The sequence below is a fragment of the Pseudomonas sp. NBRC 111119 genome, assembly GCF_001320125.1.
In the GTDB taxonomy this organism is placed as follows: Bacteria; Pseudomonadota; Gammaproteobacteria; order Pseudomonadales; family Pseudomonadaceae; genus Aquipseudomonas; species Aquipseudomonas parafulva.
Genome location: NZ_BCAV01000076.1, coordinates 1 through 24,069 on the forward strand (window position 1 = coordinate 1; position 24,069 = coordinate 24,069).

20 protein-coding genes and 1 tRNA gene are annotated in these 24,069 nt (G+C 62.6%); 19 read left to right on the forward strand and 2 right to left on the reverse strand.

The window, feature by feature from the left end; translation table 11 throughout:
- Nucleotides 1-180: 180 nt before the first annotated feature.
- The 3 genes from APH25_RS23930 to APH25_RS23940 all read left to right on the forward strand — a co-directional run bounded on the left by APH25_RS23930 (nucleotide 181) and on the right by APH25_RS23940 (nucleotide 2,212).
- Complete coding sequence (locus APH25_RS23930; RefSeq protein WP_028632358.1) at nucleotides 181-615, forward strand: thioesterase family protein; 435 nt, start codon at nucleotides 181-183, stop codon at nucleotides 613-615.
- Between the two features lie 51 nt (nucleotides 616-666).
- Nucleotides 667-1,638 carry a tRNA-dihydrouridine synthase gene (locus APH25_RS23935; protein WP_060483602.1) on the forward strand — a complete coding sequence of 324 codons (972 nt, stop codon included), beginning with the start codon at nucleotides 667-669 and terminating at the stop codon, nucleotides 1,636-1,638.
- 130 nt (nucleotides 1,639-1,768) lie between these two features.
- Entirely contained in the window at nucleotides 1,769-2,212 is a 444-nt protein-coding gene (locus APH25_RS23940) for an Hsp20 family protein (protein WP_028632360.1), read from the forward strand.
- A gap of 54 nt (nucleotides 2,213-2,266) precedes the next feature.
- On the opposite strand, the gene APH25_RS23945 is transcribed toward APH25_RS23940, so the two are convergent.
- The gene (locus APH25_RS23945; RefSeq protein WP_060483603.1) at nucleotides 2,267-5,563 is read right to left on the reverse strand and encodes a PAS domain S-box protein; all 3,297 of its coding nucleotides are present in this window, start codon (nucleotides 5,561-5,563) and stop codon (nucleotides 2,267-2,269) included.
- A 59-nt stretch (nucleotides 5,564-5,622) separates the two neighbouring features.
- Nucleotides 5,623-6,501, reverse strand: coding sequence for a LysR family transcriptional regulator (locus tag APH25_RS23950; RefSeq protein WP_060483604.1), 879 nt, complete (start codon nucleotides 6,499-6,501; stop codon nucleotides 5,623-5,625).
- A gap of 130 nt (nucleotides 6,502-6,631) precedes the next feature.
- Here APH25_RS23950 and leuC point away from each other — a divergent pair, with 130 nt between their 5' ends.
- The 16 genes from leuC to APH25_RS24030 all read left to right on the forward strand — a co-directional run bounded on the left by leuC (nucleotide 6,632) and on the right by APH25_RS24030 (nucleotide 24,004).
- Complete coding sequence (leuC, locus tag APH25_RS23955) at nucleotides 6,632-8,065, forward strand: 3-isopropylmalate dehydratase large subunit (RefSeq protein ID WP_060483605.1); 1,434 nt, start codon at nucleotides 6,632-6,634, stop codon at nucleotides 8,063-8,065.
- On the forward strand, nucleotides 8,062-8,706 hold the full coding sequence (gene leuD, locus APH25_RS23960) for a 3-isopropylmalate dehydratase small subunit (protein WP_028632364.1): 645 nt from the start codon (nucleotides 8,062-8,064) through the stop codon (nucleotides 8,704-8,706). The genes leuC and leuD overlap by 4 nt, the downstream gene beginning before the upstream one ends.
- Before the next feature lie 89 nt (nucleotides 8,707-8,795).
- The gene (gene leuB, locus APH25_RS23965; protein WP_060483606.1) at nucleotides 8,796-9,878 is read left to right on the forward strand and encodes a 3-isopropylmalate dehydrogenase; all 1,083 of its coding nucleotides are present in this window, start codon (nucleotides 8,796-8,798) and stop codon (nucleotides 9,876-9,878) included.
- Between the two features lie 62 nt (nucleotides 9,879-9,940).
- Nucleotides 9,941-11,053, forward strand: a complete 1,113-nt coding sequence (gene asd / locus APH25_RS23970; RefSeq protein ID WP_060483607.1) for an aspartate-semialdehyde dehydrogenase — start codon at nucleotides 9,941-9,943, stop codon at nucleotides 11,051-11,053.
- A 156-nt stretch (nucleotides 11,054-11,209) separates the two neighbouring features.
- The gene (locus APH25_RS23975) at nucleotides 11,210-12,214 is read left to right on the forward strand and encodes an aspartate-semialdehyde dehydrogenase (protein WP_060483608.1); all 1,005 of its coding nucleotides are present in this window, start codon (nucleotides 11,210-11,212) and stop codon (nucleotides 12,212-12,214) included.
- 71 nt (nucleotides 12,215-12,285) lie between these two features.
- The gene (locus APH25_RS23980; protein ID WP_060483609.1) at nucleotides 12,286-14,835 is read left to right on the forward strand and encodes a FimV/HubP family polar landmark protein; all 2,550 of its coding nucleotides are present in this window, start codon (nucleotides 12,286-12,288) and stop codon (nucleotides 14,833-14,835) included.
- Nucleotides 14,836-14,956: 121 nt separating this feature from the next.
- Nucleotides 14,957-15,811 carry a tRNA pseudouridine(38-40) synthase TruA gene (gene truA / locus APH25_RS23985; protein ID WP_028632369.1) on the forward strand — a complete coding sequence of 285 codons (855 nt, stop codon included), beginning with the start codon at nucleotides 14,957-14,959 and terminating at the stop codon, nucleotides 15,809-15,811.
- A gap of 59 nt (nucleotides 15,812-15,870) precedes the next feature.
- On the forward strand, nucleotides 15,871-16,491 hold the full coding sequence (locus APH25_RS23990; protein ID WP_028632370.1) for a phosphoribosylanthranilate isomerase: 621 nt from the start codon (nucleotides 15,871-15,873) through the stop codon (nucleotides 16,489-16,491).
- A gap of 218 nt (nucleotides 16,492-16,709) precedes the next feature.
- Nucleotides 16,710-17,603: an acetyl-CoA carboxylase, carboxyltransferase subunit beta gene (gene accD / locus APH25_RS23995; protein WP_028632371.1), complete on the forward strand. Its 894-nt coding sequence runs from the start codon at nucleotides 16,710-16,712 to the stop codon at nucleotides 17,601-17,603.
- Entirely contained in the window at nucleotides 17,603-18,910 is a 1,308-nt protein-coding gene (gene folC, locus APH25_RS24000; protein ID WP_060483610.1) for a bifunctional tetrahydrofolate synthase/dihydrofolate synthase, read from the forward strand. Before accD ends, folC begins: the two co-directional genes overlap by 1 nt.
- On the forward strand, nucleotides 18,894-19,556 hold the full coding sequence (locus tag APH25_RS24005; RefSeq protein WP_028632373.1) for an SPOR domain-containing protein: 663 nt from the start codon (nucleotides 18,894-18,896) through the stop codon (nucleotides 19,554-19,556). Before folC ends, APH25_RS24005 begins: the two co-directional genes overlap by 17 nt.
- A 152-nt stretch (nucleotides 19,557-19,708) precedes the next feature.
- On the forward strand, nucleotides 19,709-20,266 hold the full coding sequence (locus tag APH25_RS24010) for a CvpA family protein (protein WP_028632374.1): 558 nt from the start codon (nucleotides 19,709-19,711) through the stop codon (nucleotides 20,264-20,266).
- A 42-nt stretch (nucleotides 20,267-20,308) separates the two neighbouring features.
- Nucleotides 20,309-21,814 carry an amidophosphoribosyltransferase gene (gene purF, locus APH25_RS24015; RefSeq protein WP_028632375.1) on the forward strand — a complete coding sequence of 502 codons (1,506 nt, stop codon included), beginning with the start codon at nucleotides 20,309-20,311 and terminating at the stop codon, nucleotides 21,812-21,814.
- Nucleotides 21,815-21,831: 17 nt separating this feature from the next.
- Nucleotides 21,832-23,043 (forward strand): O-succinylhomoserine sulfhydrylase, encoded by a 1,212-nt coding sequence (locus APH25_RS24020; protein WP_060483611.1) that lies wholly within the window; start codon nucleotides 21,832-21,834, stop codon nucleotides 23,041-23,043.
- On the forward strand, nucleotides 23,043-23,813 hold the full coding sequence (locus APH25_RS24025) for an SDR family oxidoreductase (RefSeq protein ID WP_060483612.1): 771 nt from the start codon (nucleotides 23,043-23,045) through the stop codon (nucleotides 23,811-23,813). The genes APH25_RS24020 and APH25_RS24025 overlap by 1 nt, the downstream gene beginning before the upstream one ends.
- A gap of 115 nt (nucleotides 23,814-23,928) precedes the next feature.
- Nucleotides 23,929-24,004, forward strand: a tRNA-Val gene (locus APH25_RS24030).
- Nucleotides 24,005-24,069 lie beyond the last annotated feature (65 nt).

Genomic DNA, 24,069 nt, shown 5'->3' on the forward strand with positions numbered 1-24,069 from the left:
ATGTTTACCCGCGTTTTGCGGGACTTTTAAGGCTCATTCGGATATTGAATGGGCCTTTTGTTTTTGCCCTCGAAAAATGCTTGCATTCAAGCTCAGCGATCCAGGCGTGTGCCCGGTACAACGCTGGACATTCGCCTGCAGATCACTGCTAAATTCCCTTTTTGCGTCCGGGAACTGAACATGAGTTGGGACCTGCCTGCCCCCTTCATCATCGATCTGCATGTTGGCAGCGAAGACATCGATGGCCTCGGCCATGCCAACAATGCGGTGTATGTCACCTGGCTGGAGCGCTGCGCCTGGCGCCACTCCCAGCGTCTGGGCCTGGATCTGGCCGAGTATCGGCGCCTGGACCGGGCGATGGCGGTGGTGCGCCACGAAATCGATTACCTGGCCGCAGCGTACGAGGATGATGCACTGCAACTGGCGACGTGGATCATCGATTGGGACCAGCGCCTGCGCATGACCCGCCGCTTTCAGCTATGGCGTCCGCAGGATGGCACGACCTTGCTGCGAGCCCAGACCACGTTTGCCTGTATCGAGCTGTCCAGTGGCAAACCCCGGCGCATGCCGGCTGAGTTCCTGGAAGGTTATGGCCCGGCGCTGACCGGCGCCTGAATGGCCTGCGATATTTGCTAGACTGCCGCCTTTTTCCATCGAGACCCTCACATGCAAATTGCCCTGGCCCCTATGGAGGGGCTGGTCGACAACATCCTGCGCGACGTGCTTACCCGCGTTGGCGGTATCGATTGGTGCGTCACCGAATTCATACGCGTATGCGACCGCCTGCTGCCGCCATCGTCCTTCGACAAACTGGCGCCTGAGCTGCGCCAGGGAGCGCGCACGGCCGCTGGGGTGCCAATGCGTGTGCAACTGCTGGGGTCGGACCCTGCCTGCCTGGCCGATAACGCGGCATTGGCCTGCGAATTGGGTGCGCCGGTGATCGACCTCAACTTCGGCTGCCCAGCCAAGACGGTGAACAAGTCGCGTGGCGGTGCCGTGTTGCTCAAGGAACCAGAGTTGCTGCATGCCATCGTGCGTGAAGTGCGCCGCGCGGTACCTGCAGACATTCCCGTCACTGCCAAGATGCGGCTGGGCTTCGACAGCCCGGACGGTGCGCTGGAGTGCGCAATGGCGCTGGCCGAAGGCGGCTCGACTCACCTGGTGGTGCACGCGCGTACCAAGGTTGAGGGCTACAAGCCGCCTGCGCATTGGGAATGGGTAGCTCGCGTGCAGGATGTGGTGAAGGTGCCCGTGTTCGCCAACGGTGAGATCTGGACGGTGGATGACTGGCGGCGTTGCCGCGAGGTCAGTGGTGCCGAAAACATCATGTTGGGCCGCGGCCTGGTGTCGCGACCCGACCTGGGGCTGCAGATTGCGGCAGCGCGTGCCGGGCAGCATTACCAACCGATGAGCTGGGAGCAACTGCTGCCGCTGCTACGCGAGTTCTGGCGCCAGGCGCAGGCCAAGCTGTCGCCACGTTATGCACCCGGGCGCATGAAACAGTGGCTGGCCATGCTTACACGCAGCTACCCGGAAGCGGTCGTTCTGTTTGCCGAGCTGCGCCGTGAAGACGACTGCGCCCGCATTAGCCGGCTTATCGGTGCCGAACAGCAACCGGTGGATGCGTGCGTCGCTTGAGGCGCAGGGCAGAATAGATTTTTTACAGGCTCCACTTGAAAACTGTTTGCCAGGCCCTATCTCTTGAGTACGCGATGCCGAAGTCGGGTCGCGTAATGACCTACTTGCTGAAAACTCAGGAGTTATGACCATGACCACCGCTTTCTCCCTTGCTCCCCTGTTCCGCCATTCCGTGGGCTTCGACCGTTTCAACGACCTGTTTGAGTCGGCGGCGCGCAACGATGCGGGTAGCAGCTACCCGCCCTACAACGTGGAAAAGCACGGCGAAGACCAATACCGCATTGTGGTTGCGGCCGCCGGCTTCCAGGAAGAAGACCTTGACCTTCAGGTAGAGAAAGGTGTGCTCACCGTCACTGGCGGCAAGCGCGACAACAGTGCTGCCCAAGTGACCTACCTGCACCAAGGTATTGCCCAGCGCGCCTTCAAGCTGTCGTTCAGGCTTGCCGACCACATCGAGGTCAAGGCAGCGGGCCTTGCCAACGGCCTGCTCAGCATCGACCTGCTGCGTATCGTGCCTGAAGAAGCCAAGGCCAAGCGCATCCCGATCAATGGCGAACAGCCAGCGCTGAACTAACAGGCGCTACTGACAAGAAAGGCACCCTCGGGTGCCTTTCTTGCGTTGCAGGCGTCAATAGACAGCAGGCGCCTCCAGCAGCATCTGACGGAACTCTGCCAACGGCAAGGGGCGGCTGTACAGGTATCCCTGATAGAGGTGGCACCCCAGCTGCTCCAGAAATTCCAGTTGTTCGCTGAGCTCTACGCCCTCGGCTATGACCGCCAGGCCAAGGCTGCGCGCCATGGCCACGATGGCGCGGACGATCTCGGCATCGTTGGGGTCAACGGTCGCGTCGCGCACGAATGACTGGTCAATTTTCAGCGCATCCACCGGCAGGCGCTTGAGGTAAGTCAGTGAGGAATAGCCTGTACCGAAATCGTCCATGGCGAAGCTGACGCCATAAGCCTTCAGCTCACGCATCTTGTTGATGGTGTCCTCCAGGTTCTGGATGACAATGCCTTCGGTGATCTCCAATTTCAGTATCTGTTTAGGCACCTTGAAGTCATTCAGGCTGCGTAAAACGCGCCCGACGAAGTCGTTCTGGCGGAACTGCCTGGGGCTGATGTTGACACACAGGCTGAAATCACGGGCATCTATAAGGCCATCCGCCAACATGCGCGCGCAGGCATCGCAGGCTTCGTCGAGGATCCAGTTGCCCACCTCCAGGATCAGACCGCTCTCTTCGAGCACCTGAATGAACTGGCTGGGCGGCTGATGGCCCAGCTGTGGGTGATGCCAGCGCAACAACACTTCGGCGCCGACGATGCGGTTGTCGCGGGCATCCACCTGCGGTTGAAAGTGCAGCGCCATTTCGCCCCGTGCCAGTGCCAGGCGCAGGTCGTTTTCCATGCGCAGGCGCTCGCTGGCCGCCTTCTGCATGGTGGCCTGGAAGACCTGTGTGGTATTGCGCCCCGAATCCTTGGCCCGGTACAGCGCGATGTCGGCGCGCTTGAGCAAATCTGCCGGGGTAGTGCCGTGGTCCGGGATCAGTGCCACGCCGATGCTGGGTGTTACCTGCAACCGCTGGCCGTCCAGTGACATGGGCTGGGCCAGCAGCTCGCGCAAGGTGTCGGCCAGTTCCCGGACCTTTTCTTCAACGGTTTCCCGGCTGCCCTCCAGCCCGCTGAGCAGTACCACGAACTCGTCCCCGCCCAGGCGCGCCACGGTGTCCTCCAGGCGCACGCTGGCCTCCAGCCGCGCGGTGATGATCTTCAGCACGGTGTCGCCAACAGGGTGGCCCAGCGAGTCGTTGATATGCTTGAAGTGGTCCAGGTCCAGAAACAGCAGGGCACCGCGCAGGTGGTGGCGTTTGAGCAGGGCGATCTGCTGGCTCAGGCGGTCCATCAGCAAGGCCCGGTTGGGCAGATTGGTCAGTGGGTCGTGGTAGGCCAGGTGGCGTATCTGCGCCTGGGCGTTCTTCAGTTGGCTGACGTCGCGGGCTGTCATCAGCAGGCATTCTTCTTCGTTGAGGATGATCGGCTCAACCGACACCTCTACCGTCAGCAATTCGCCGCACTTGTTGCGCCCGAGCATCTCCCGGTGATGCACCCGTCCGTGTTCACGCAGCTCGGCCAGCAATGAGCTGCGCTGGTTGGCATCGGCCCAGATACCGATCTCGAATACGGTACGGCCGACCACTTCGGTGGCGCTGTAACCGGTCAGCCGGCAGAACCCGTCGTTGATTTCCAGGTAACGCCCGCTTTGGCACTCGGTGATGGTGATTGCGTCAGGGCTTGAGTGAAAGGCCTTGGCGAACTTCTCTTCGCTGGCCTTGAGCGCAGCTTCGGCCCGCTGCTGCTGGGTGATATCGCGCAGGGTGGTCACGCTGCAGGGTTGGTCGTCTACCGTGATCAGGCGGCTTGAGATCACGCAGGTCAGCGCCTCGCCATGACGGTGGTTGACCACCACCGCTACATTGCTCAAGGCTTGTTCGCGGATAACCCGTTCGATGCGCTGCGCCCGCTGCACGGACTCGCCCCACAAGCCGATTTCTTCTGCGGTACGGCCGATCAGTTGCTCGGCGCCCCAACCGAAGGTGTGAGTGAAGGCGGGGTTGATCTCGATAAATTGCCCGGTGTCCTGGCGGGTCACGCAGATCGGGTCGGGGCTTACCTGGAACAGGCTGGCGAACTTCTCTTCCGAAGCGCTCAGACGCTGTTCGCGCTCCACCTGGTCGGTGATGTCCAGCAGGGTGCCGGCCATGCGCAGCGGGTTGCCCTGCTCATCGCGATACAGCCGGGCGCGGCTTTCGATATAGCGTGAGATACCGTTGTCCAATTGCACCCGGTAGGTGATCTGGTAATTGCCCGCAGGGCCTTCGCGCAGGCTGCGATAGGCTTGGCGCATGGAGCTGCGCTCCTGCTCGGGCACCCCTTCGAAAAAAGCGTCGAAGCATTCGTGAAAAGGGGTAGGGGGCAAACCGTGCAACTGCGCCGCCCGTGCCGAGCCATAGAGCATGCCGCTGGGGATATGCCAGTCCCACGTGCCCAATTGCGCCGAATCCAGCGCCAGGTCCAGGCGTTCCTGGCTGTCCTTCAGTGCAAGTTCGGCGCGCTTGCGCTCGGTGGTGTCCAGGAAGGTGCTGAGCAGGAAGGTGGTGCCCTCGAGTTCGATGCCCTGAGTACACAGAATACCGTCGTGAACCCTGCCGTTGCTGGCGCGAAACTGCACTTCCATGATCAGCGGGCCACTGCTCAGGCGGGTGGCCTCCAGCATTTGCTGGCGTTGCTCCGGGTTAGCCCACAGGCCCAGTTCCAGGCTGGTTTTACCGACTACCTGGTTGCCTGGCCAGGCAAACGTGTCTTCGAAGTGCCGGTTCACCTCGAAGATCATGCCGTCGTGACGACGGGTTAGCAAAATGGCATTGGGGCTAAGGTGAAACAGCGTCGCAAGGCGCTTTTCCGAGTTGACCAGGGCCGTTTCGCGTTCGCGTTGACGGGTAATTTCCCGTACCACGCCGATCATTTGCGGCCGGCCATGCTGGTCGTGGGTAAGGCTGCCATTGATCTCCAGCCAATGCAGGCTGCCATCCGGCCAGCGGATGCGGTGCCGCATGGCGCGTTCCACCGGTTCGCCATTGAACACAGCCTGAAACGCCTGGCGGGTGCGGGCGCGGTCCTCTTCCGGTAGCAGGTCGAGGTAGTCGATATCGTCGGGCAACGCGCGTAATGGGTCGAAGCCGAACAGGGCCTGGGTGCCTCTTGACCAGCTCACCCGGCCACTCTCGATGTCCCACAGCCAAGCGCCCAGACGCGCCCCGTTGAGCGCAGCCAGCAGCTGCGGCGCATTCTGCCAGGCCTGTTCCGACTCCTGAGGGTCGGCCGCAGGGATCCGAGGCAGGCGCATTAAACGGTTCGCTGATTTGGGCATGGTTACCAGACCTTTGGCTTGTGACGCATCCTTGAGGGTAATGCCGGGCTGCCGGCGCCTCAGGCGGGCCCTGCGTGGCTATCGAGCAGGGCCATGAACGCCTTGGCCGCGTTCGATAGGGTACGCTCCGTGTGCAGAATGTAGCCTAGCTGGCGCGACAGCTGAATGCCGGGCAGGGCGATAGGTGCCACTTGCTCGTCCAGCATGGTGCGCGGCAGAACGCTCCAGGCCAGGCCGATCGAAACCATCATCTTGATCGTTTCCAGGTAGTTGGTGCTCATGGCGATGTTGGGGGTGAGGCCCTGGCTTTCGAACAGGCGCTGGACGATGTGGTGGGTGAAGGTATTGCCGCCGGGGAACACAGCCGGGTGGCGGGCAACATCGGCGAGGGTGACGGTGTGATTGTTGGCCAGCGGGTGTTCGGGGGCGGCGACGAAATCCAGTGCGTCTTCCCATACCGGTACCGCCCTGACCAGGTGATGTGGCTCTGGAGCGAGCGTGATTACTGCAATCTCGGCGCGGCCATGGAGTATTTCGTCGTAGGCCTGTTCTGAATCGAGGAACTGAATATCCAACGCCACGGCAGGATGCTTGCGCGTGAAAGCCCGCAACAGCGGGGGCAGGCGGTGCAGGCCGATATGGTGGCTGGTGGCCAGGGTCAGACGACCACCGACTTCGCCTGACAGATTGGTCAGTGCACGTCGGGTATCATCAAGCACGCTGAGGATCTGGTAGGCCCGAGGCAGTAAGGCGCGCCCGGCTTCCGTCAGGGTCACCTCACGGCCAAGGCGGTCGAACAACCGCACGTCCAGTTGCTGCTCTAGCCCGGCAATGCGTTTGCTGATGGCCGGCTGGGTCAGGAACAGGCGCTCCCCGGCACCTGAAAAGCTGCCGGTTTCTGCGATGGCGATGAAGGCGCTGAGGTTGGCCAGATCCAAAGTTTGGATTCCTTGTGGTTATCCAAAGGATAAAAATTATGAATTTGAGTTATTCAATCTAACCCCATAGCATCGTCCATACAAGCCAAGGGGTTTTTGGCATAGAAAGACGCTGATGAGGAACAGTCTGATGGCTGGCAAAACGCTCTACGACAAACTCTGGGAAGCCCATGAGGTCAAGCGCCGTGATGACGGCTCGTCCTTGATCTACATCGACCGCCACATCATCCACGAGGTTACCTCGCCTCAGGCCTTCGAAGGCCTGCGCCTGGCCCAGCGCAAACCGTGGCGCATCGATACCAACATCGCCACCCCTGACCACAACGTGCCGACCACGCCGGAGCGCAAGGGTGGGATCGATGCCATCGTCGACCAGGTATCGCGCCTGCAGGTGCAAACCCTCGACGAGAACTGTGACGAATATGGCATCGTCGAATTCAAGATGAATGACGAGCGCCAGGGCATCGTCCACGTCATCAGCCCGGAGCAGGGTGCCACCTTGCCAGGCATGACGGTGGTCTGCGGCGACTCGCACACCTCTACCCACGGCGCTTTCGGTGCCTTGGCCCATGGCATCGGCACTTCCGAGGTGGAGCACGTGCTCGCCACCCAGTGCCTGGTCGCCAAGAAGATGAAGAACATGCTGGTGCGCGTCGAAGGCCAGTTGCCTGCCGGCGTCACCGCCAAGGATATCGTCCTGGCCGTGATCGGCAAGATCGGCACGGCCGGTGGCAATGGCCACGCCATGGAGTTTGCCGGCAGCGCCATCCGCGACTTGTCGATGGAAGGCCGCATGACCATCTGCAACATGTCCATCGAGGCAGGTGCCCGTGTCGGCCTGGTGGCTACCGATGCCACCACCGTCGCCTACGTCGAAGGCCGCCCGTATGCGCCCAAGGGCGAGCAGTGGACCCGTGCTGTGGAGGCCTGGAAAGACCTGGTTTCCGACGATGATGCTGTGTTCGATACCGTGGTCGAGCTGGATGCCAGCCAGATCAAGCCGCAGGTCAGCTGGGGTACCTCGCCTGAAATGGTACTGGCTGTGGACCAGCGCGTGCCGGACCCTGCGGCCGAAAGCGACCTGATCAAGCGCGGCTCGATCGAGCGGGCCTTGAAGTACATGGGCCTCACCGCCAACCAGGCGATCACCGACATCCGTCTGGACCGCGTGTTCATCGGCTCCTGCACCAACTCGCGTATCGAAGACCTGCGGGCGGCTGCGCAAATCGCCAAGGGGCGCAAGGTGGCAGCGACGGTCAAGCAGGCCATCGTTGTACCGGGTTCCGGGCTGGTCAAGGCCCAGGCCGAGCGCGAGGGCCTGGACAAGGTCTTCCTTGAGGCTGGGTTCGAATGGCGTGAGCCCGGTTGCTCGATGTGCCTGGCAATGAACCCCGACCGGCTGGAGAGTGGCGAGCACTGTGCATCCACCTCCAACCGTAACTTCGAAGGCCGTCAGGGCGCTGGCGGGCGCACACACCTGGTCAGCCCGGCCATGGCGGCCGCCGCAGCGGTCACGGGTCACTTCATCGACGTCCGCGAGTTGATCCAAGGGAGCGCAGCATGAAAGCCTTTACCCAGCACATCGGCCTGGTTGCCCCGTTGGACCGCGCCAACGTCGATACCGACCAGATCATCCCCAAGCAGTTCTTGAAGTCGATCAAGCGCACGGGCTTTGGCCCCAACCTGTTCGACGAATGGCGTTACCTGGATGTGGGCCAGCCCTACCAGGACAACAGCAAGCGCCCGGTCAACCAGGAGTTCGTCCTCAACCACGACCGCTACCAGGGCGCCAGCGTGTTGTTGGCCCGGGAAAACTTCGGTTGCGGCTCCAGCCGTGAGCACGCGCCCTGGGCGCTGGACGAATACGGCTTCCGCAGCATCATTGCGCCGAGCTTTGCCGATATCTTCTTCAACAACAGCTTCAAGAACGGCCTGTTGCCGATCATCCTCAGCGATGAGGAGGTGGACGAGCTGTTCCGCCAAGTTGAGGCCAACCCAGGCTACCAGTTGACCATCGACCTGCAGGCACAGGCAGTGACCCGCCCGGACGGCAAGGTGCTGCATTTCGAGATTGATGCCTTCCGCAAGCACTGCCTGCTCAACGGGCTGGATGACATCGGCCTCACCCTGCAGGATAGCGATGCCATTACGGCGTTCGAAGGCAAGCATCGCGCTGCCCAGCCGTGGCTTTTTCGTGACGCCTGACTGATAAAGCCAGGTTCGCTGGCTGCCAGTCAGCAGTAACAGTTCGGCGCAGCCGCCTGGCTGCGCCTCAAGATTGGATAGAGGAAAGCATGAGCAAGCAGATTCTGATTCTTCCAGGTGACGGTATCGGCCCGGAAATCATGGCAGAGGCGGTCAAGGTGCTGGAGCTGGCTAACGACCGGTTCCAGCTTGGCTTTACCCTGGCCCACGATGTGATCGGTGGTGCCGCCATCGACAAGCACGGTGTACCGCTGGCAGATGAAACCCTGGAGCGTGCCCGCAAGGCGGATGCCGTGTTGCTGGGGGCCGTTGGCGGGCCGAAATGGGACAAGATCGAGCGTGATATCCGCCCTGAGCGCGGCCTGCTGAAGATTCGTTCGCAGCTGGGGCTGTTTGCCAACCTGCGCCCGGCCATCCTCTACCCGCAACTGGCCGATGCCTCGTCGCTGAAGCCGGAAATCGTGTCGGGCCTGGATATTCTTATCGTTCGTGAGCTCACCGGCGGCATTTATTTCGGCGCACCGCGGGGTCAGCGCGAGCTGGAAGGCGGTGAGCGCCAGGCATATGACACCCTGCCTTACAGCGAGAGCGAAATCCGTCGCATTGCCCGTGTCGGCTTTGACATGGCCCGTGTACGTGGCAAGAAGCTGTGCTCGGTCGACAAGGCCAACGTTCTGGCCTCCAGCCAGCTGTGGCGTGAAGTGGTCGAAGACGTGGCCAAGGGCTACCCGGATGTAGAACTGAGCCACATGTATGTCGATAACGCTGCCATGCAGTTGGTCCGTGCACCGAAGCAGTTCGACGTGATGGTCACCGACAACATGTTTGGCGACATCCTGTCGGATGAAGCTTCCATGCTCACCGGTTCCATCGGCATGCTGCCCTCGGCCTCGCTGGATGCCAACAACAAGGGCATGTACGAGCCATGCCACGGTTCGGCACCGGACATCGCCGGGCAGGGCATCGCCAACCCGCTGGCAACCATCCTCTCGGTGTCGATGATGCTGCGCTACAGCTTCGACCAGGCAGTTGCAGCCGACGCCATCGAGAAGGCGGTCAGCCTGGTCCTGGACCAGGGCCTGCGCACCGGTGATATCTTCTCCGAAGGCTGCCGCAAGGTAGGTACGCAGGAAATGGGCGACGCAGTAGTCGCAGCGCTGCGGAATCTGTAATCTCTCTGGCCCGTCATCCCCAATCCCGATGGCGGCCCACTTTTAGCAAAGGTGTAGTTGCGATGAAACGTGTAGGTCTGATCGGTTGGCGCGGCATGGTTGGTTCCGTGCTCATGCAGCGGATGCTGGAGGAGCAGGATTTCGACCTTATCGAGCCCGTGTTCTTCACCACCTCCAACATTGGTGGCCAAGGCCCAAGCGTGGGCAAGGAGACCGCTCCGCTCAAGGATGCGTACTCCATCGAAGAGCTCAAGACCCTCGACGTGATCCTGACCTGCCAGGGCGGCGACTACACCAACGAGGTCTTCCCCAAGCTGCGTGAAGCCGGCTGGCAGGGCTATTGGATCGATGCTGCATCTTCCCTGCGTATGCAGGATGACGCTGTGATCGTGCTCGACCCCGTCAACCGCAAGCACATCGATCATCAACTGGACGCTGGCACCAAGAACTTCATTGGCGGCAACTGCACCGTCAGCCTCATGTTGATGGGCCTGGGTGGGCTGTTCGAAGCCGGCCTGGTGGAGTGGATGAGCGCCATGACTTACCAGGCAGCCTCGGGTGCCGGTGCGCAGAACATGCGTGAGCTGATCAAGCAGATGGGCGCTACCCATGCCGCGGTGGCCGATGACCTGGCCAACCCTGCCAGCGCCATTCTGGACATCGATCGCAAGGTGGCAGAGGCCATGCGCAGCGACGCGTACCCGGCGGAAAACTTTGGCGTACCGCTGGCCGGCAGCTTGATCCCGTGGATCGACAAGGAGCTGCCTAACGGCCAAAGCCGCGAAGAGTGGAAGGCTCAGGCTGAGACCAACAAGATTCTGGGCCGGTTCAAGAGCCCGATCCCGGTCGACGGTATCTGCGTGCGCATCGGTGCCATGCGCTGCCACAGCCAGGCGCTGACCATCAAGCTGAACAAGGACGTGCCGATCGCCGACATCGAAGGCATGATCAGCCAGCACAACCCCTGGGTGAAACTGGTGCCCAACCAGCGCGAGATCAGCATGCAGGAGCTGACCCCGACCAACGTCACCGGCACCCTGAACATTCCGGTTGGCCGTTTGCGCAAGCTGAACATGGGCTCCCAGTACCTGGGGGCCTTCACCGTGGGTGACCAGCTGCTGTGGGGGGCTGCAGAACCATTGCGGCGCATGCTGCGGATTCTGCTGGAGCGTTGAGCGCAGCGTTTCCAATTCAAACCCGTGCTGGCGACAGTGCGGGTTTTTTGTATCTGCCGCGCACTGCCGCGTTCGGCAGGCAGGGCTGTGGCGTTGGCCTCGCCCGAGTAATGCGGGTAAAGTGCCGCTCCCGTTTTGCCTGAGGTCGGCCACACCATGACATCTGTTTTTGATATCGCCATCGTTGGCGCCACCGGTAGCGTCGGCGAGGCACTGGTTCAAATTCTCGAAGAACTGGATTTTCCTGTGGCTACATTGCACCTGCTGGCCAGCATGGAATCGGCAGGCAGCAGCGTGATGTTCGCCGGCAGGAAGCTCAAGGTGCGTGAAGTCGACAGCTTCGATTTCGCCCAGGTCAAGCTGGCGTTCTTCGCGGCGGGCGCCTCGGTCAGCCAGGCCTTCGCCCACAAGGCGGTGCAAGCGGGCTGTACGGTAATCGATTTGTCTGGCGCGCTGGGCGGTGCGCTGCCGGTTGTGCCAGAAGCCAACGCCGAGCAGCTGGCGGGGGTCAGCACCCCGGCGCTCATCACCAGCCCTTGCTCGGCGGCGGTCGCCGTTGCCACCACGCTGGCGCCGCTACAGCACCTGCTGGACATCGAGCGCGTCCAGGTGGTCGCGTCGCTGGCGGTGTCTGCCCAAGGCCGCGAGGCGGTCAGCGAGCTGGCGCGGCAAACAGCCGAGTTGCTGAATGCTCGCCCTCTGGAACCTCGGTTCTTCGACAGGCAGGTGGCGTTCAACCTGCTGCCTCAGGTCGGCACCCCGGATGACCAGGGCCATACCGCTGTTGAGCGTCGCCTGGTGCAGGAACTGCGGGCTGTGCTGGGCCTTCCCGACCTGAAACTCTCGGTTACCTGTATTCAAGTGCCGGTGTTTTTCGGCGATAGCTTCAATGTGGCAGTGCAGAGCCGTGGTGCGGTCGATCTTGACGCGGTCAACCAGGCGCTGAACGAGGCGCACAGCGTCGAACTGGTGGAACGTGATGATTATCCGACCCCGGTTGGGGACGCAGTGGGCCAAGACGTGGTCTATGTTGGACGTGTACGCCAGGGTATTGATGATGCGCAGCAACTCAACCTGTGGTTGACCACCGACAATGTGCGCAAGGGCGCCGCGCTCAACGCGGTGCAAATAGCGCAATTGTTGATTAAAGACAGGCTGTAAAAGATACTGGCGAGCACGTCTGTTCAGCTTCGCCTGCACGTTTCGGGACGATCCATACAAGGGAAGAGTTCATGCTTCGAATTCGCAAACTGGTTCTGGCCATGGCTGCAGCATCGGCGCTGTCGTCTGGCATGGCGAATGCCTTGGGCCTGGGGGAACTGACCCTCAAGTCGGCGCAGAACCAGCCGCTCGATGCCGAGATCGAACTGCTCGATGTACGCGACCTCACCGCTGCCGAAGTGGCGCCCAGCCTGGCGCCCGCCGAGGATTTCACCAAGGCTGGCGTGCCTTTTGCCAGTGGGCTGCAAGATCTCACCTTTACCCCGGTGATCAACCCAAATGGCAAAAGTGTGCTGCGGGTGACGTCCAGCCAGCCCATGCCTGGCCCTGTGGTGAAGTTTCTGGTGCAAGTGATGTGGCCTCAAGGCCGCCTGCTGCGCGATTACAGCGTGATGCTCGACCAGGCCAAGGCCCAGGGTGGGCAGGCGGCGCCCGGCAATGTAGCGCCCGCGGTCACCGGGGCCGGCAGTTACACTACCCAGCGCCGCGATACCCTCTGGCAGATTGCCGCGCGCAACGCACAGGGCGGCTCCATTCAGCAGACCATGATCGCGATCCAGGCGCTTAACCCGGATGCGTTCATCGGCAACAATATTAACCAGCTCAAGGTGGGGCAGGTGCTGCGCCTGCCGGACTCGCAGCAGGTTCAGAGCATTCCCCAGGGCGAGGCAAACCGCGAGGTTGCCGAACAATATGCAGCCTGGCGTGAGGGGCGCCGGCTAGGGCCCCGTGCCCGCCAGCTGGACGCGACCCGCCGTGGTACCGCCGGCGCCGCGCCTGCGGCGATTGCCCAAGGCGACAATCTGCGCCTGGTCAGCCCGGGCAACCAGGCCGGCGCGAGTCAGGCCAAGGCGTTGAACGACAAACTGGCCGTGGCGCAGGAGAGCCTGGACACTAGCCGTCGTGACAACGAAGAGCTGCACAGCCGCATGACGGACCTGCAAAGCCAGCTGGACAAACTGCAGCGTCTTATCGAATTGAAGAACGACCAGTTGGCCAGGCTTGAGGCTCAAGGGGCAGCCGCCCCTGCGGCCGATGCTGCCACGCCGGCCCAGCCCGCGGTTGACGCTGCCGCACCCGTGCAGCCTGTCGCCGACGCCGCGAGTACCGCTGCTGTAACCCAGCCACCTGTTGCAGTACAGCCGGTGATCGAGCCGGCCCCTGCCGCAGCCGATACGGCGCCCCCGGCCGCTCAGGCTGACGCGCCAGCTGCTCCCGATGCATTGGAGCAGATCCTCGGTAACCGTTGGCTGCTATGGCTGATCGCCGGCTCGACGCTGCTGGTACTGGCGCTTCTGTTGTGGCTGCTGGCACGTCGGCGCAAGGCGCAGCAGGAGGCCGAAAAACACCTGCGCATGGCGCGGGCGCTGGAGGAAGAGCAGATTGCGGGCTTTGACCCCGATGTTGGCAGCCTTGAAGGTGTCGAGGTTTCACCGCCAACCGTGACCCTGTCCCCGGCTGTGGTGGCTGCCTCCGCAGCGGCTGCCACCGCGGCGGAAAAACCGGCGGCACCGGAGCCGGTGGCCGATCCATACGCCGCTGTACTGGTGCAGGTCGAACAGTGCCTGGCAGAAGGCCGCCTCAACCGCGCGGCCGAGCTGCTGGAGCCTGCCATTGCCGCCGCCCCTGGGCGTGACGACCTGCGCCTTAAGCTGATGGAAGTGTATGCCCGCCAGGGTGACCAGAGCGCATTCGTGGAGCAGGAGCATAAGCTGCCGGCCAATACCACCAATACGGCAGAGGTGGCCAGGCTCAAAGAGCGCTACCCGGCGATGATCGCACTGGCCGCCGCTGGCCTGGGGGCCGCCGCATTGGCCGCCAAGATGGACGAGCAGTATGTTCAGGGGCTTCTGGATGAGCAGCCGGCACCGGCAGAAGCGCCTGTAGCCCAACCACAGGCTCCCGACGAAGTACCCACCCTCGAGGCGTCGGAACCCGAGGCTTTGGACAGCAGTTTCGACTTGAGCCTGGACGAGCAGCAGGCCGGCGCAGACGATGACTTCGAAGCGATGCTGGCCCAGGCCAAGGCTGAGGTTGCTGCGCAACCTGCGGCGGACCTGTCCGATTTCGACCTGGATATCGATGCACCTGGCGCGCCAGCCGGCCCAGGCGGTACGCCGGTCGACGTGGCAGCCGAGTTGGAGGCGTTCGACAACGCGCCAGAGTTCGACCCGGTGTCGGAGTTCGACCTGCCTTCGGACTTCGACCTGTCATTGTCGCTGCAGGACGACGACTCGCCCGCGGCGAAAAGCTTCTCGTCGGAGCTCGATGACGTCAACGCAGAGCTGGACAAGCTGTCGCAAAGCCTGGAGTCACCCTCGCTGGAGCCCCATTTCACCGCTGAGGATGCTGCTGCCAATCCAGAGCCCGAGCCCGTGGATGACCTGGACTTCGACTTCTTCTCGGGGGCCGATGAGGTGGCGACCAAGCTTGACCTGGCTCGCGCCTACATCGACATGGGTGATCACCAGGGCGCGCGCGACATCCTTGATGAGGTGGTCAAGGATGGTGACCAGCGCCAGCGTGAAGAGGCCGAAGACATGCTGTCGCGCCTGGTTTGACAGCGCGCCGAGTTGGCCGGGGCGGCACCGCCCGGCCGGTTTTACCCGTAACGGCAGCCCTCCCAGGCTGCCGTTGTCGTTATAATCGCCGCTATTTAGTCTTTCTACAGGTCTCAGTTTCTTGGACATCATCGACACCGCTGCCGCAGAATCGGCGGCCGAAGGCTACGCCCGTATTGCCCTTGGCGTGGAATACAAAGGTGCCCGCTATCGCGGGTGGCAGCGTCAGGCCAGTGGCGTGCCAAGTGTCCAGCAAGCGCTTGAAAAAGCCTTGTCGAAAGTCGCCAACGAACCGATTTCGGTTGTATGCGCCGGCCGTACCGATGCGGGGGTACACGGCTGTGGTCAAGTGGTGCACTTCGACACCCGTGCGGTGCGTGACGAGCGTGCCTGGACCATGGGTACCAATTTCAACTTGCCCCACGACATCAGTGTGGTCTGGTCCAGGCCCATGCCGGCCGATTTCCATGCCCGGTTCAAGGCCTGCGCCCGGCGTTATCGCTACGTGATCTACAACGACCCCATCCGCCCGGCGCACTTGGCCGAGGAGGTCACCTGGAACCACCGGCCACTGGATGTGCAGCGCATGGCCGAAGCCGCGCAGAGCTTGCTGGGCACGCACGACTTCAGCGCGTTCCGTGCCAGCCAGTGCCAGGCCAAGTCGCCGATCAAGCACATCTATCACCTGCGCGTTACCCGTCACGGGCAGATGATCGTGCTGGACGTGCGCGCTACGGCGTTTTTGCACCACATGGTGCGCAATATCGCGGGTGTGCTCATGGCCATTGGCGCCGGGGAGCGCCCGGTGGAGTGGGCGCGTGAGGTGCTGGAGGGGTGTGACCGCCGCCATGGTGGCGTCACAGCCCACCCGTTCGGGCTCTACCTCGTGCAGGTGGAGTACCCCGATGAGTTCGCCCTGCCGCAGCGTTACATCGGCCCACACTTTCTCACAGGCTATGAGGCACTGGCAGACTGACGCACGCTAGGGCATTTGCTAACATTCGGCCTTTCACCGTGTTAACAGGGTCGCTGTCCATGAGCATCGTTCGCAGCAAGATCTGCGGTATCACCCGCATCGAAGACGCGCTGGCGGCGGCAGAAGCCGGCGCCGATGCCATCGGCTTCGTGTTCTATGCCAAGAGCCCGCGCGCTGTAGACGTACGCCAGGCGCGGGCGATCATCGCCGAGCTGCCGCCTTTTGTGACCACGGTTGGGCTGTTCGTCAATGCATCGCGCTGCGAGCTGAGCGAGATCCTCGAAGTGGTACCGTTGGACCTGCTACAGTTCCACGGCGACGAAAGCCCGCAGGACTGTGCTGGCCACAATCGTCCATGGATCAAGGCATTGCGGGTGCGCCCGGGCGACGATCTGCAGGTGGCCTGCCAGCATTATGCTGCTGCCCAGGGCATCTTGCTGGACACCTATGTGCCAGGTATCCCGGGCGGCACGGGCGAGGCGTTCGACTGGTCCCTGGTGCCTGCCGGGCTCAACAAGCCGATCATCCTGGCAGGTGGGCTGTCCCCGGAAAACGTGGGGCAGGCCATTGCTCAGGTGCGCCCCTACGCCGTCGACGTCAGTGGCGGGGTAGAGCAGGCCAAGGGTATCAAGGACGCGGCAAAGATCGAGGCGTTCGTGCGCGCGGTGAAACAGGCTTGAGCGGATGTGACGGCTGGCCGCGCGGCATCGTCCATAGCTATCGCGGCCCTGCGGGGCGGCCGCCCGATTGAGGGCGGTCAATCGACTTTTCAACGGGGCAGTGCCGTGGGTAATACCCGACGGCCGCTGCCCCAGCGTTTCAAACAAGCATTTGAGTTCAAAGGGCAGGGCAGGCCGGCCACGCTGGCCCCCACCCGCCGATACTGGAGAAAGAAAGCATGAGCAACTGGTTAGTCGACAAACTGATCCCTTCGATCATGCGTTCCGAGGTGAAGAAGAGCTCGGTGCCTGAAGGCCTGTGGCACAAGTGCCCGGCCTGTGAGGCCGTGCTGTATCGTCCGGAGCTGGAAAAAACCCTCGACGTCTGCCCCAAGTGCAACCACCACATGCGCATTGGCGCCCGTGCACGCATTGATATTTTCCTCGATGCCGAAGGCCGCGCCGAATTGGGCGCCGATTTGGAGCCGGTTGACCGCCTTAAATTCCGTGACGGCAAGAAGTACAAGGACCGCCTGACCGGGGCCCAGAAGCAGACCGGTGAGAAAGACGCACTGATCTCCATGAGCGGCACCCTGATGGGCATGCCGATCGTGGTCAGCGCCTTCGAATTCTCGTTCATGGGCGGTTCCATGGGGGCTGTGGTAGGCGAGCGTTTCGTGCGGGCAGCCAACTATGCCCTGGAGCACCGCTGCCCGATGGTCTGCTTCTCGGCTTCGGGCGGTGCCCGCATGCAGGAGGCACTTATCTCGCTGATGCAGATGGCCAAGACCTCGGCGGTACTGGCCCGTCTTCGCGAAGAAGGCATCCCGTTCATCTCGGTGCTCACCGACCCGGTGTATGGCGGTGTGTCGGCCAGCTTGGCGATGCTGGGCGATGTCATTGTTGGCGAGCCAAAAGCGCTGATCGGCTTCGCCGGCCCTCGTGTGATCGAGCAGACCGTGCGCGAGAAACTGCCAGAAGGCTTCCAGCGCAGCGAGTTCCTGCTGGAGCATGGTGCAATCGACTTGATTATCTCCCGCGGCGACCTGCGCCCACGCCTCGCCCGTCTGCTGGCGCAGATGACCGGCCAGGCCACCCCTGAACAAGCGCTTGAGGCGGCTGCTGTCGCGTGATGACACAACGATCCCTGGGCGAGTGGCTCGCCTATCTCGAGCAGTTGCACCCGTCGGCCATCGACATGGGCCTGGAACGCTCGCAGGCGGTATTTGCCCGCTTGGCGCTGGGCAAGCTGGCACCCCGGGTGGTGACGGTAACCGGCACCAACGGCAAGGGGTCAACCTGCGCCTTTGTCGCATCGCTGCTGCGTGCCCAGGGGCTGAAGGTAGGGGTATACAGTTCGCCGCACCTGCTCCGTTACAACGAGCGGGTCGTCATCGACGCCCAGGAAGCCAGCGACGCGCAGTTGTGTGAAGCGTTCGCGGCTGTGGAAGCGGCGCGGGGCGACACCTCCCTGACTTACTTCGAAATGGGCACCCTGGCCGCGTTCTGGTTGTTCCACCAGTCGCAGCTGGATGCCGTAGTGCTCGAAGTCGGCCTGGGCGGGCGCCTGGATACGGTCAACGTGGTGGATGCAGACCTGGCGCTGGTGACCAGTATCGGCGTTGACCATGTTGATTACCTGGGGGATACCCGCGAGTTGGTGGCCTTTGAAAAGGCCGGTATCTTCCGTGCTGCCAAGCCGGCCGTGTGTGGTGATCTCGATCCCCCACAGCCGTTGTTGGACAAGGCCGCCGAGTTGGGCGCGCCGCTGCTGCTGCGCGGTCGGGACTTCGACCTGGGCGTCGCAGAGGATGGCTGGCGCTGGCGCGGCACCAGTGCTGAGGGTACCCAGGTAGCGTTGGATGGCTTACCGCTGCTCGACTTGCCCATGGAGAACGCGGCGCTTGCCTTGCAGGCCTACCTGCTGACAGGCCTGCCTTGGGATGGCGCGGTGATCCGCCAGGCGCTGCTCGCTACACGCATCACCGGGCGGCTGGACCGTCGCACAGTCAGTTGGCAGGGTAGGCAGGTGGAGTTGCTGCTGGATGTCGGGCATAACCCGCATGCCGCCCAGTACCTGGCCCGTCGCCTGGCAGCCCGGCCCCTGGCCGGTCGCCGCCTGGCGGTGTTCGGGCTGCTTGCCGACAAGGACCTGGAGGGCGTTGTGGCGCCTCTGCACGGGCTGGTAGACGACTGGGCGGTTGCCCCGCTCGCTACCCCGCGTAGCAGGCCAGCTGCAGCGTTGGCTGCGGCACTGACGAACCTCGGCGCAGCCGTGCAGTCCTATGCCAGTGTCGACGCTGCCCTTGAGGGGCAGTGCGCGAAGGCCCAGGCAGGTGATGAGGTACTGCTGTTCGGTTCGTTTTTCTGTGTTGCCCAGGCGTTGGAATGGCTGGAGCGACGCGCCCAGGAGGGTGTAATAGATGGCAGTGCTGGATAAAGGAATGAAGCAGCGCATGATCGGTGCGCTGGTGCTGGTGGCGCTGGCAGTGATTTTTTTACCGATGCTGTTTTCCCGCGAAGATGAGTTGCGCCAGGTGCATGTGGAGGCTCCACAGGCGCCGGCCATGCCTTCGCAGCCAGAGGTTAAGGTAGACCCTGTATCGGTGCCTGAGCCCCAGCCCGTCCCGGACGAAACGCAGCAGCCACCCGTGGTCGTCGATGAGTCCACGGCGCCTGCCAGTGCGCCGCGCCAGCCCATCACGCCTTCTGTGCAGGCACCGGCGCAAGCTCCAGTGCCTGCCACTGCAAAGCCTGAGCCCAAGGCGCCCGCTTCGGCAGCGCCAGCCGCCACGGCTTCCAAGCCAGTGCCAGGGGCTGCGCCCTCCAAGATCGACGTGAACGGGTTGCCGGTCAGTTGGTCCATCCAGTTGGCGAGCCTGTCCAACCGCGCAGGGGCGGAGAAGCTTCAGCAGACCTTGCGCAGCCAGGGGTATAACGCCTATATCCGCGCAGCGGGTGGGCTGAACCGTGTGTTCGTTGGCCCGTTGATCGAGCGTGCCGAGGCCGAGCGTACCCGCGACGCCATAAACCGTCAGAACAGCCTCAAGGGCATTGTGGTGCGGTTCCAGCCTGAGCGTGGTTGATTTGCTTCACGCTGTGCGGGTCGGGCCGCTTTGCGGCCCATCGCGTGCTGCGCTCCCTCCTGCCGTGGTGGGCGGAATCGTCCGACATTCCGCTTAACCCCAGCCCGCCGCTCTGGTAAAATGCGCCGCCTCAAACGTCTGCAGGCAGCGCCGTGGCATTTACCCTGGTTGATTGGGCGATCATTGCGATCATCGCCGTCTCCACACTGATCAGTCTCAAGCGCGGCTTTGTCAAGGAAGCCCTGTCCCTGCTCATATGGATCGTTGCCGGTGCGGTCGCCTGGATGTTCGGCGGATCGCTGGCGGTGTATCTTGAAAGCTATATCCAGACGCCGTCGATGCGCGTCATCGCCGGCTGCGGCATACTTTTCGTGGCTACCCTGCTGGTCGGGGCAATGCTCAATTTCCTGGTCGGCGAGCTGATTCGTGTCACCGGGCTGTCGGGTACGGACCGTTTTCTGGGCATGGCTTTTGGCGCTGCCCGTGGGGCTTTGCTGGTAGTGGTGGCCATCGGGCTGCTAAGCCTGGGGCCAGTGCAACAAGACACCTGGTGGCAGGAGTCACGCCTGATACCACAGTTTTTGCTGGTCGCTGACTGGTCGAAAAACCTGATTCTGGGTTTCACCAGCCAGTGGATGTCCAGTGCCGGGGTCAGCACACCCGCTGACCTTCCGTTCAAGGAACAGTTGCTCGGGCCAGCCAGGCCGTGAGGGCTTTTCACTCAAGTTTCGTCAAAGTAGGGGTTGCGTCGCATGTGTGGCATCGTCGGTATCGTCGGTAAGTCGAACGTCAATCAGGCGCTGTATGACGCGCTTACGGTCCTCCAGCACCGCGGCCAGGACGCTGCCGGTATCGTGACCAGCCATGACGGCCGGTTGTTCCTGCGCAAGGATAATGGCCTGGTGCGCGATGTGTTCCAGCAGCGCCACATGCAGCGCCTGGTGGGCACCATCGGCATCGGCCACGTGCGCTACCCCACTGCGGGCAGCTCGACTTCGGCCGAAGCCCAGCCGTTCTACGTCAACTCGCCGTACGGCATCACCCTGGCCCACAACGGCAACCTCACCAACGTCGAGCAGTTGGCGAAGGAGATCTACGAGTCGGACCTGCGCCACGTCAACACCAATTCCGATTCGGAAGTGCTGCTCAACGTGTTCGCCCATGAGCTCGCAGTACGTGGCAAGCTGCAGCCTACCGAAGAAGACGTGTTCGCGGCCGTGTCCCATGTGCACAGCCGCTGCGTGGGCGGTTATGCCGTGGTGGCGATGATCACCGGTTACGGCATCGTCGGCTTCCGCGACCCCAACGGCATTCGCCCGGTGGTGTTCGGCCAGCGCCACACCGACGAAGGCGTCGAGTACATGATCGCCTCCGAAAGCGTGGCCCTGGACGTGCTTGGCTTTACCCTCATTCGCGACCTGGCACCGGGTGAAGCGGTTTACATCACCGAAGATGGCCGCCTGTATACCAAGCAGTGCGCCGAGGCGCCAAAGCTGCAGCCTTGCATCTTCGAGCACGTGTACCTGGCCCGCCCGGATTCCATCATGGACGGTGTATCGGTGTACAAGGCGCGCCTGCGCATGGGTGAAAAACTCGCGGAAAAAATCCAGCGCGAGCGCCCTGAACATGACATCGACGTGGTCATCCCGATCCCTGACACCAGCCGTACGGCCGCCCTGGAACTGGCCAAGCACCTGGGCGTGAAGTTCCGTGAAGGCTTCGTCAAGAACCGTTACATCGGCCGTACCTTCATCATGCCCGGCCAGGCGGCCCGCAAGAAATCGGTTCGCCAGAAGCTCAATGCCATCGAGCTGGAATTCCGCGGCAAGAACGTCATGCTGGTCGATGACTCGATCGTACGTGGTACCACCTGCAAGCAGATCATCCAGATGGCGCGCGAAGCCGGTGCCAAGAATGTGTACTTCTGCTCTGCAGCGCCTGCTGTTCGCTACCCCAACGTCTACGGCATCGACATGCCGAGCGCTCACGAACTGATCGCCCACAACCGTACCACCGAGCAGGTGGCCGAGTTGATCGGCGCCGATTGGCTGATCTATCAGGACCTCCCGGACCTGATAGATTCGGTCGGTGGCGGCAAGATCAAGATCGAGCATTTCGATTGCGCGGTATTCAACGGTGAGTATGTCACCGGCGATATCGACGAAGCCTACCTTGACCGGATCGAGCAGGCCCGTAACGACCTGGCCAAGGTCAAGACCCAGGCTGTCAGCGCAATCATCGACCTCTATAACAACTGATTTCAGGGAGCGATGGCATGACCGATCAATGGGATGCCGGGCGACTGGACAGCGATCTGGAGGGTGTCGGTTTCGACACCCTGGCAGTGCGCGCCGGTCAAAACCGTACACCGGAGGCCGAGCACAGCGAAGCGCTGTTCCTCACCTCCAGCTACGTGTTCCGCACGGCGGCCGACGCCGCCGCACGGTTCGCCGGCGAGACACCGGGCAATGTCTACTCGCGCTATACAAACCCGTCGGTGCGTGCTTTCGAGGAACGGCTAGCGGCCATGGAGGGCGCCGAGCAGGCCGTGGCGACCTCTACCGGCATGGCTTCTATCCTGGCCGTGGTGATGTCGCTGTGCAGTGCTGGTGACCACGTGCTGGTGTCGCAAAGCGTATTCGGCTCTACCATCAGCCTGTTCGAGAAGTACTTCAAACGCTTCGGCTTGCAGGTGGATTACGTGCCACTGGTGGATCTTTCCGGGTGGGACGCGGCCATCAAGGCCAATACCAAGCTGTTGATCGTTGAATCGCCTTCAAACCCCTTGGCTGAACTGGTCGACATCGCTGCCCTCAGTGAGATCGCCCACGCCAAAGGCGCCATGCTGGTGGTGGACAACTGCTTCAGCACACCGGCATTGCAGCAGCCATTGAAGCTCGGTGCCGACATCGTGTTCCATTCGGCCACCAAATTCATCGATGGCCAGGGCCGTTGCATGGGCGGGGCGGTGGCCGGCCGTGCCGAGCAGATGAAGGAAGTGGTGGGTTTCCTGCGCACTGCAGGCCCGACACTGAGCCCGTTCAACGCCTGGATCTTCACCAAGGGGTTGGAGACCTTGCGCCTGCGCATGCGCGCGCACTGTGAAAGCGCTCAGGCATTGGCCGAGTGGCTGGAACAGCAGGACGGCATCGAGAAGGTGCACTACGCTGGCCTGCCCAGCCACCCGCAACATGAACTGGCCAAACGCCAGATGAGCGGCTTCGGTGCGGTGGTCAGCTTCGAGGTCAAGGGTGGCAAGGAAGGCGCCTGGCGCTTCATCGATGCCACCCGAGTGGTGTCCATCACCACCAACCTGGGCGATAGCAAAACCACCATCGCGCACCCGGCTACCACCTCCCACGGGCGTTTGACGCCACAGGAGCGTGAGGCGGCGGGCATCCGTGACAGCCTGATCCGGGTTGCGGTGGGCCTGGAAGACGTGGCCGACCTGCAGGCTGACCTGGCGCGTGGGCTGGCGGTGTTGTAATGGAAATCAGCGGTGCTCCCCCCGGCCATAATGGCCGTGTTGCCCTGGTTACCGGTGCCGCTCGCGGCATCGGCCTGGGTATTGCCGCCTGGTTGATCTGCGAAGGCTGGCAGGTGGTGCTCAGCGACCTGGACCGGCCACGGGGCGCCAAGGTGGCCAAGGCACTTGGGGACAACGCCTGGTTCATCACAATGGATGTGGCAGACGAGGCACAGGTGAGCGCCGGCGTGTCCCAGGTCCTGGGGCAGTTTGGCCGTCTGGATGCGCTGGTGTGCAACGCGGCTATTGCCAACCCGCACAACCAGACCCTGGAAAGCCTGAGCCTGGCCCAATGGAACCGGGTACTGGCGGTGAACCTGAGCGGCGCCATGCTGTTGGCCAAGCACTGTGCGCCGTACCTGCGTGCGCACAATGGGGCAATCGTCAACCTGGCGTCGACCAGGGCCAGGCAGTCCGAACCTGACACCGAGGCTTACGCTGCAAGCAAAGGCGGCCTGGTTGCGCTTACCCATGCCCTGGCTATCAGCCTGGGCCCGGAAATACGCGTCAATGCGGTAAGCCCCGGCTGGATTGACGCCCGCGATCCCTCCCAGCGCCGCGCCGAGCCACTGACCGAGGCAGACCACGCCCAACACCCGTCCGGCAGGGTAGGGGCGGTGGAGGATGTGGCCGCGCTGGTGGCCTGGCTGCTGTCACGCCAGGCGGCGTTCGTCACCGGGCAGGAGTTCGTGGTTGACGGCGGCATGACCCGTAAGATGATTTACGCCTAGTGGGGTTGGCAGCTTTCATTCTTGAGAAAAAAACCAATGGGGCTATTGACTTAGCTTCATCACCTGCGTAAATTTCGCGGCCTCAGCGAAGCAAACGCAACAGGCAACATCGCGAGGGTGATTAGCTCAGCCGGGAGAGCATCTGCCTTACAAGCAGAGGGTCGGCGGTTCGATCCCGTCATCACCCACCACTTCCTGAGAAGTTCCTGACGCTTCAGGTTTCGCAAGAGGCCTAACGCCAGAGAGGAACGCACTG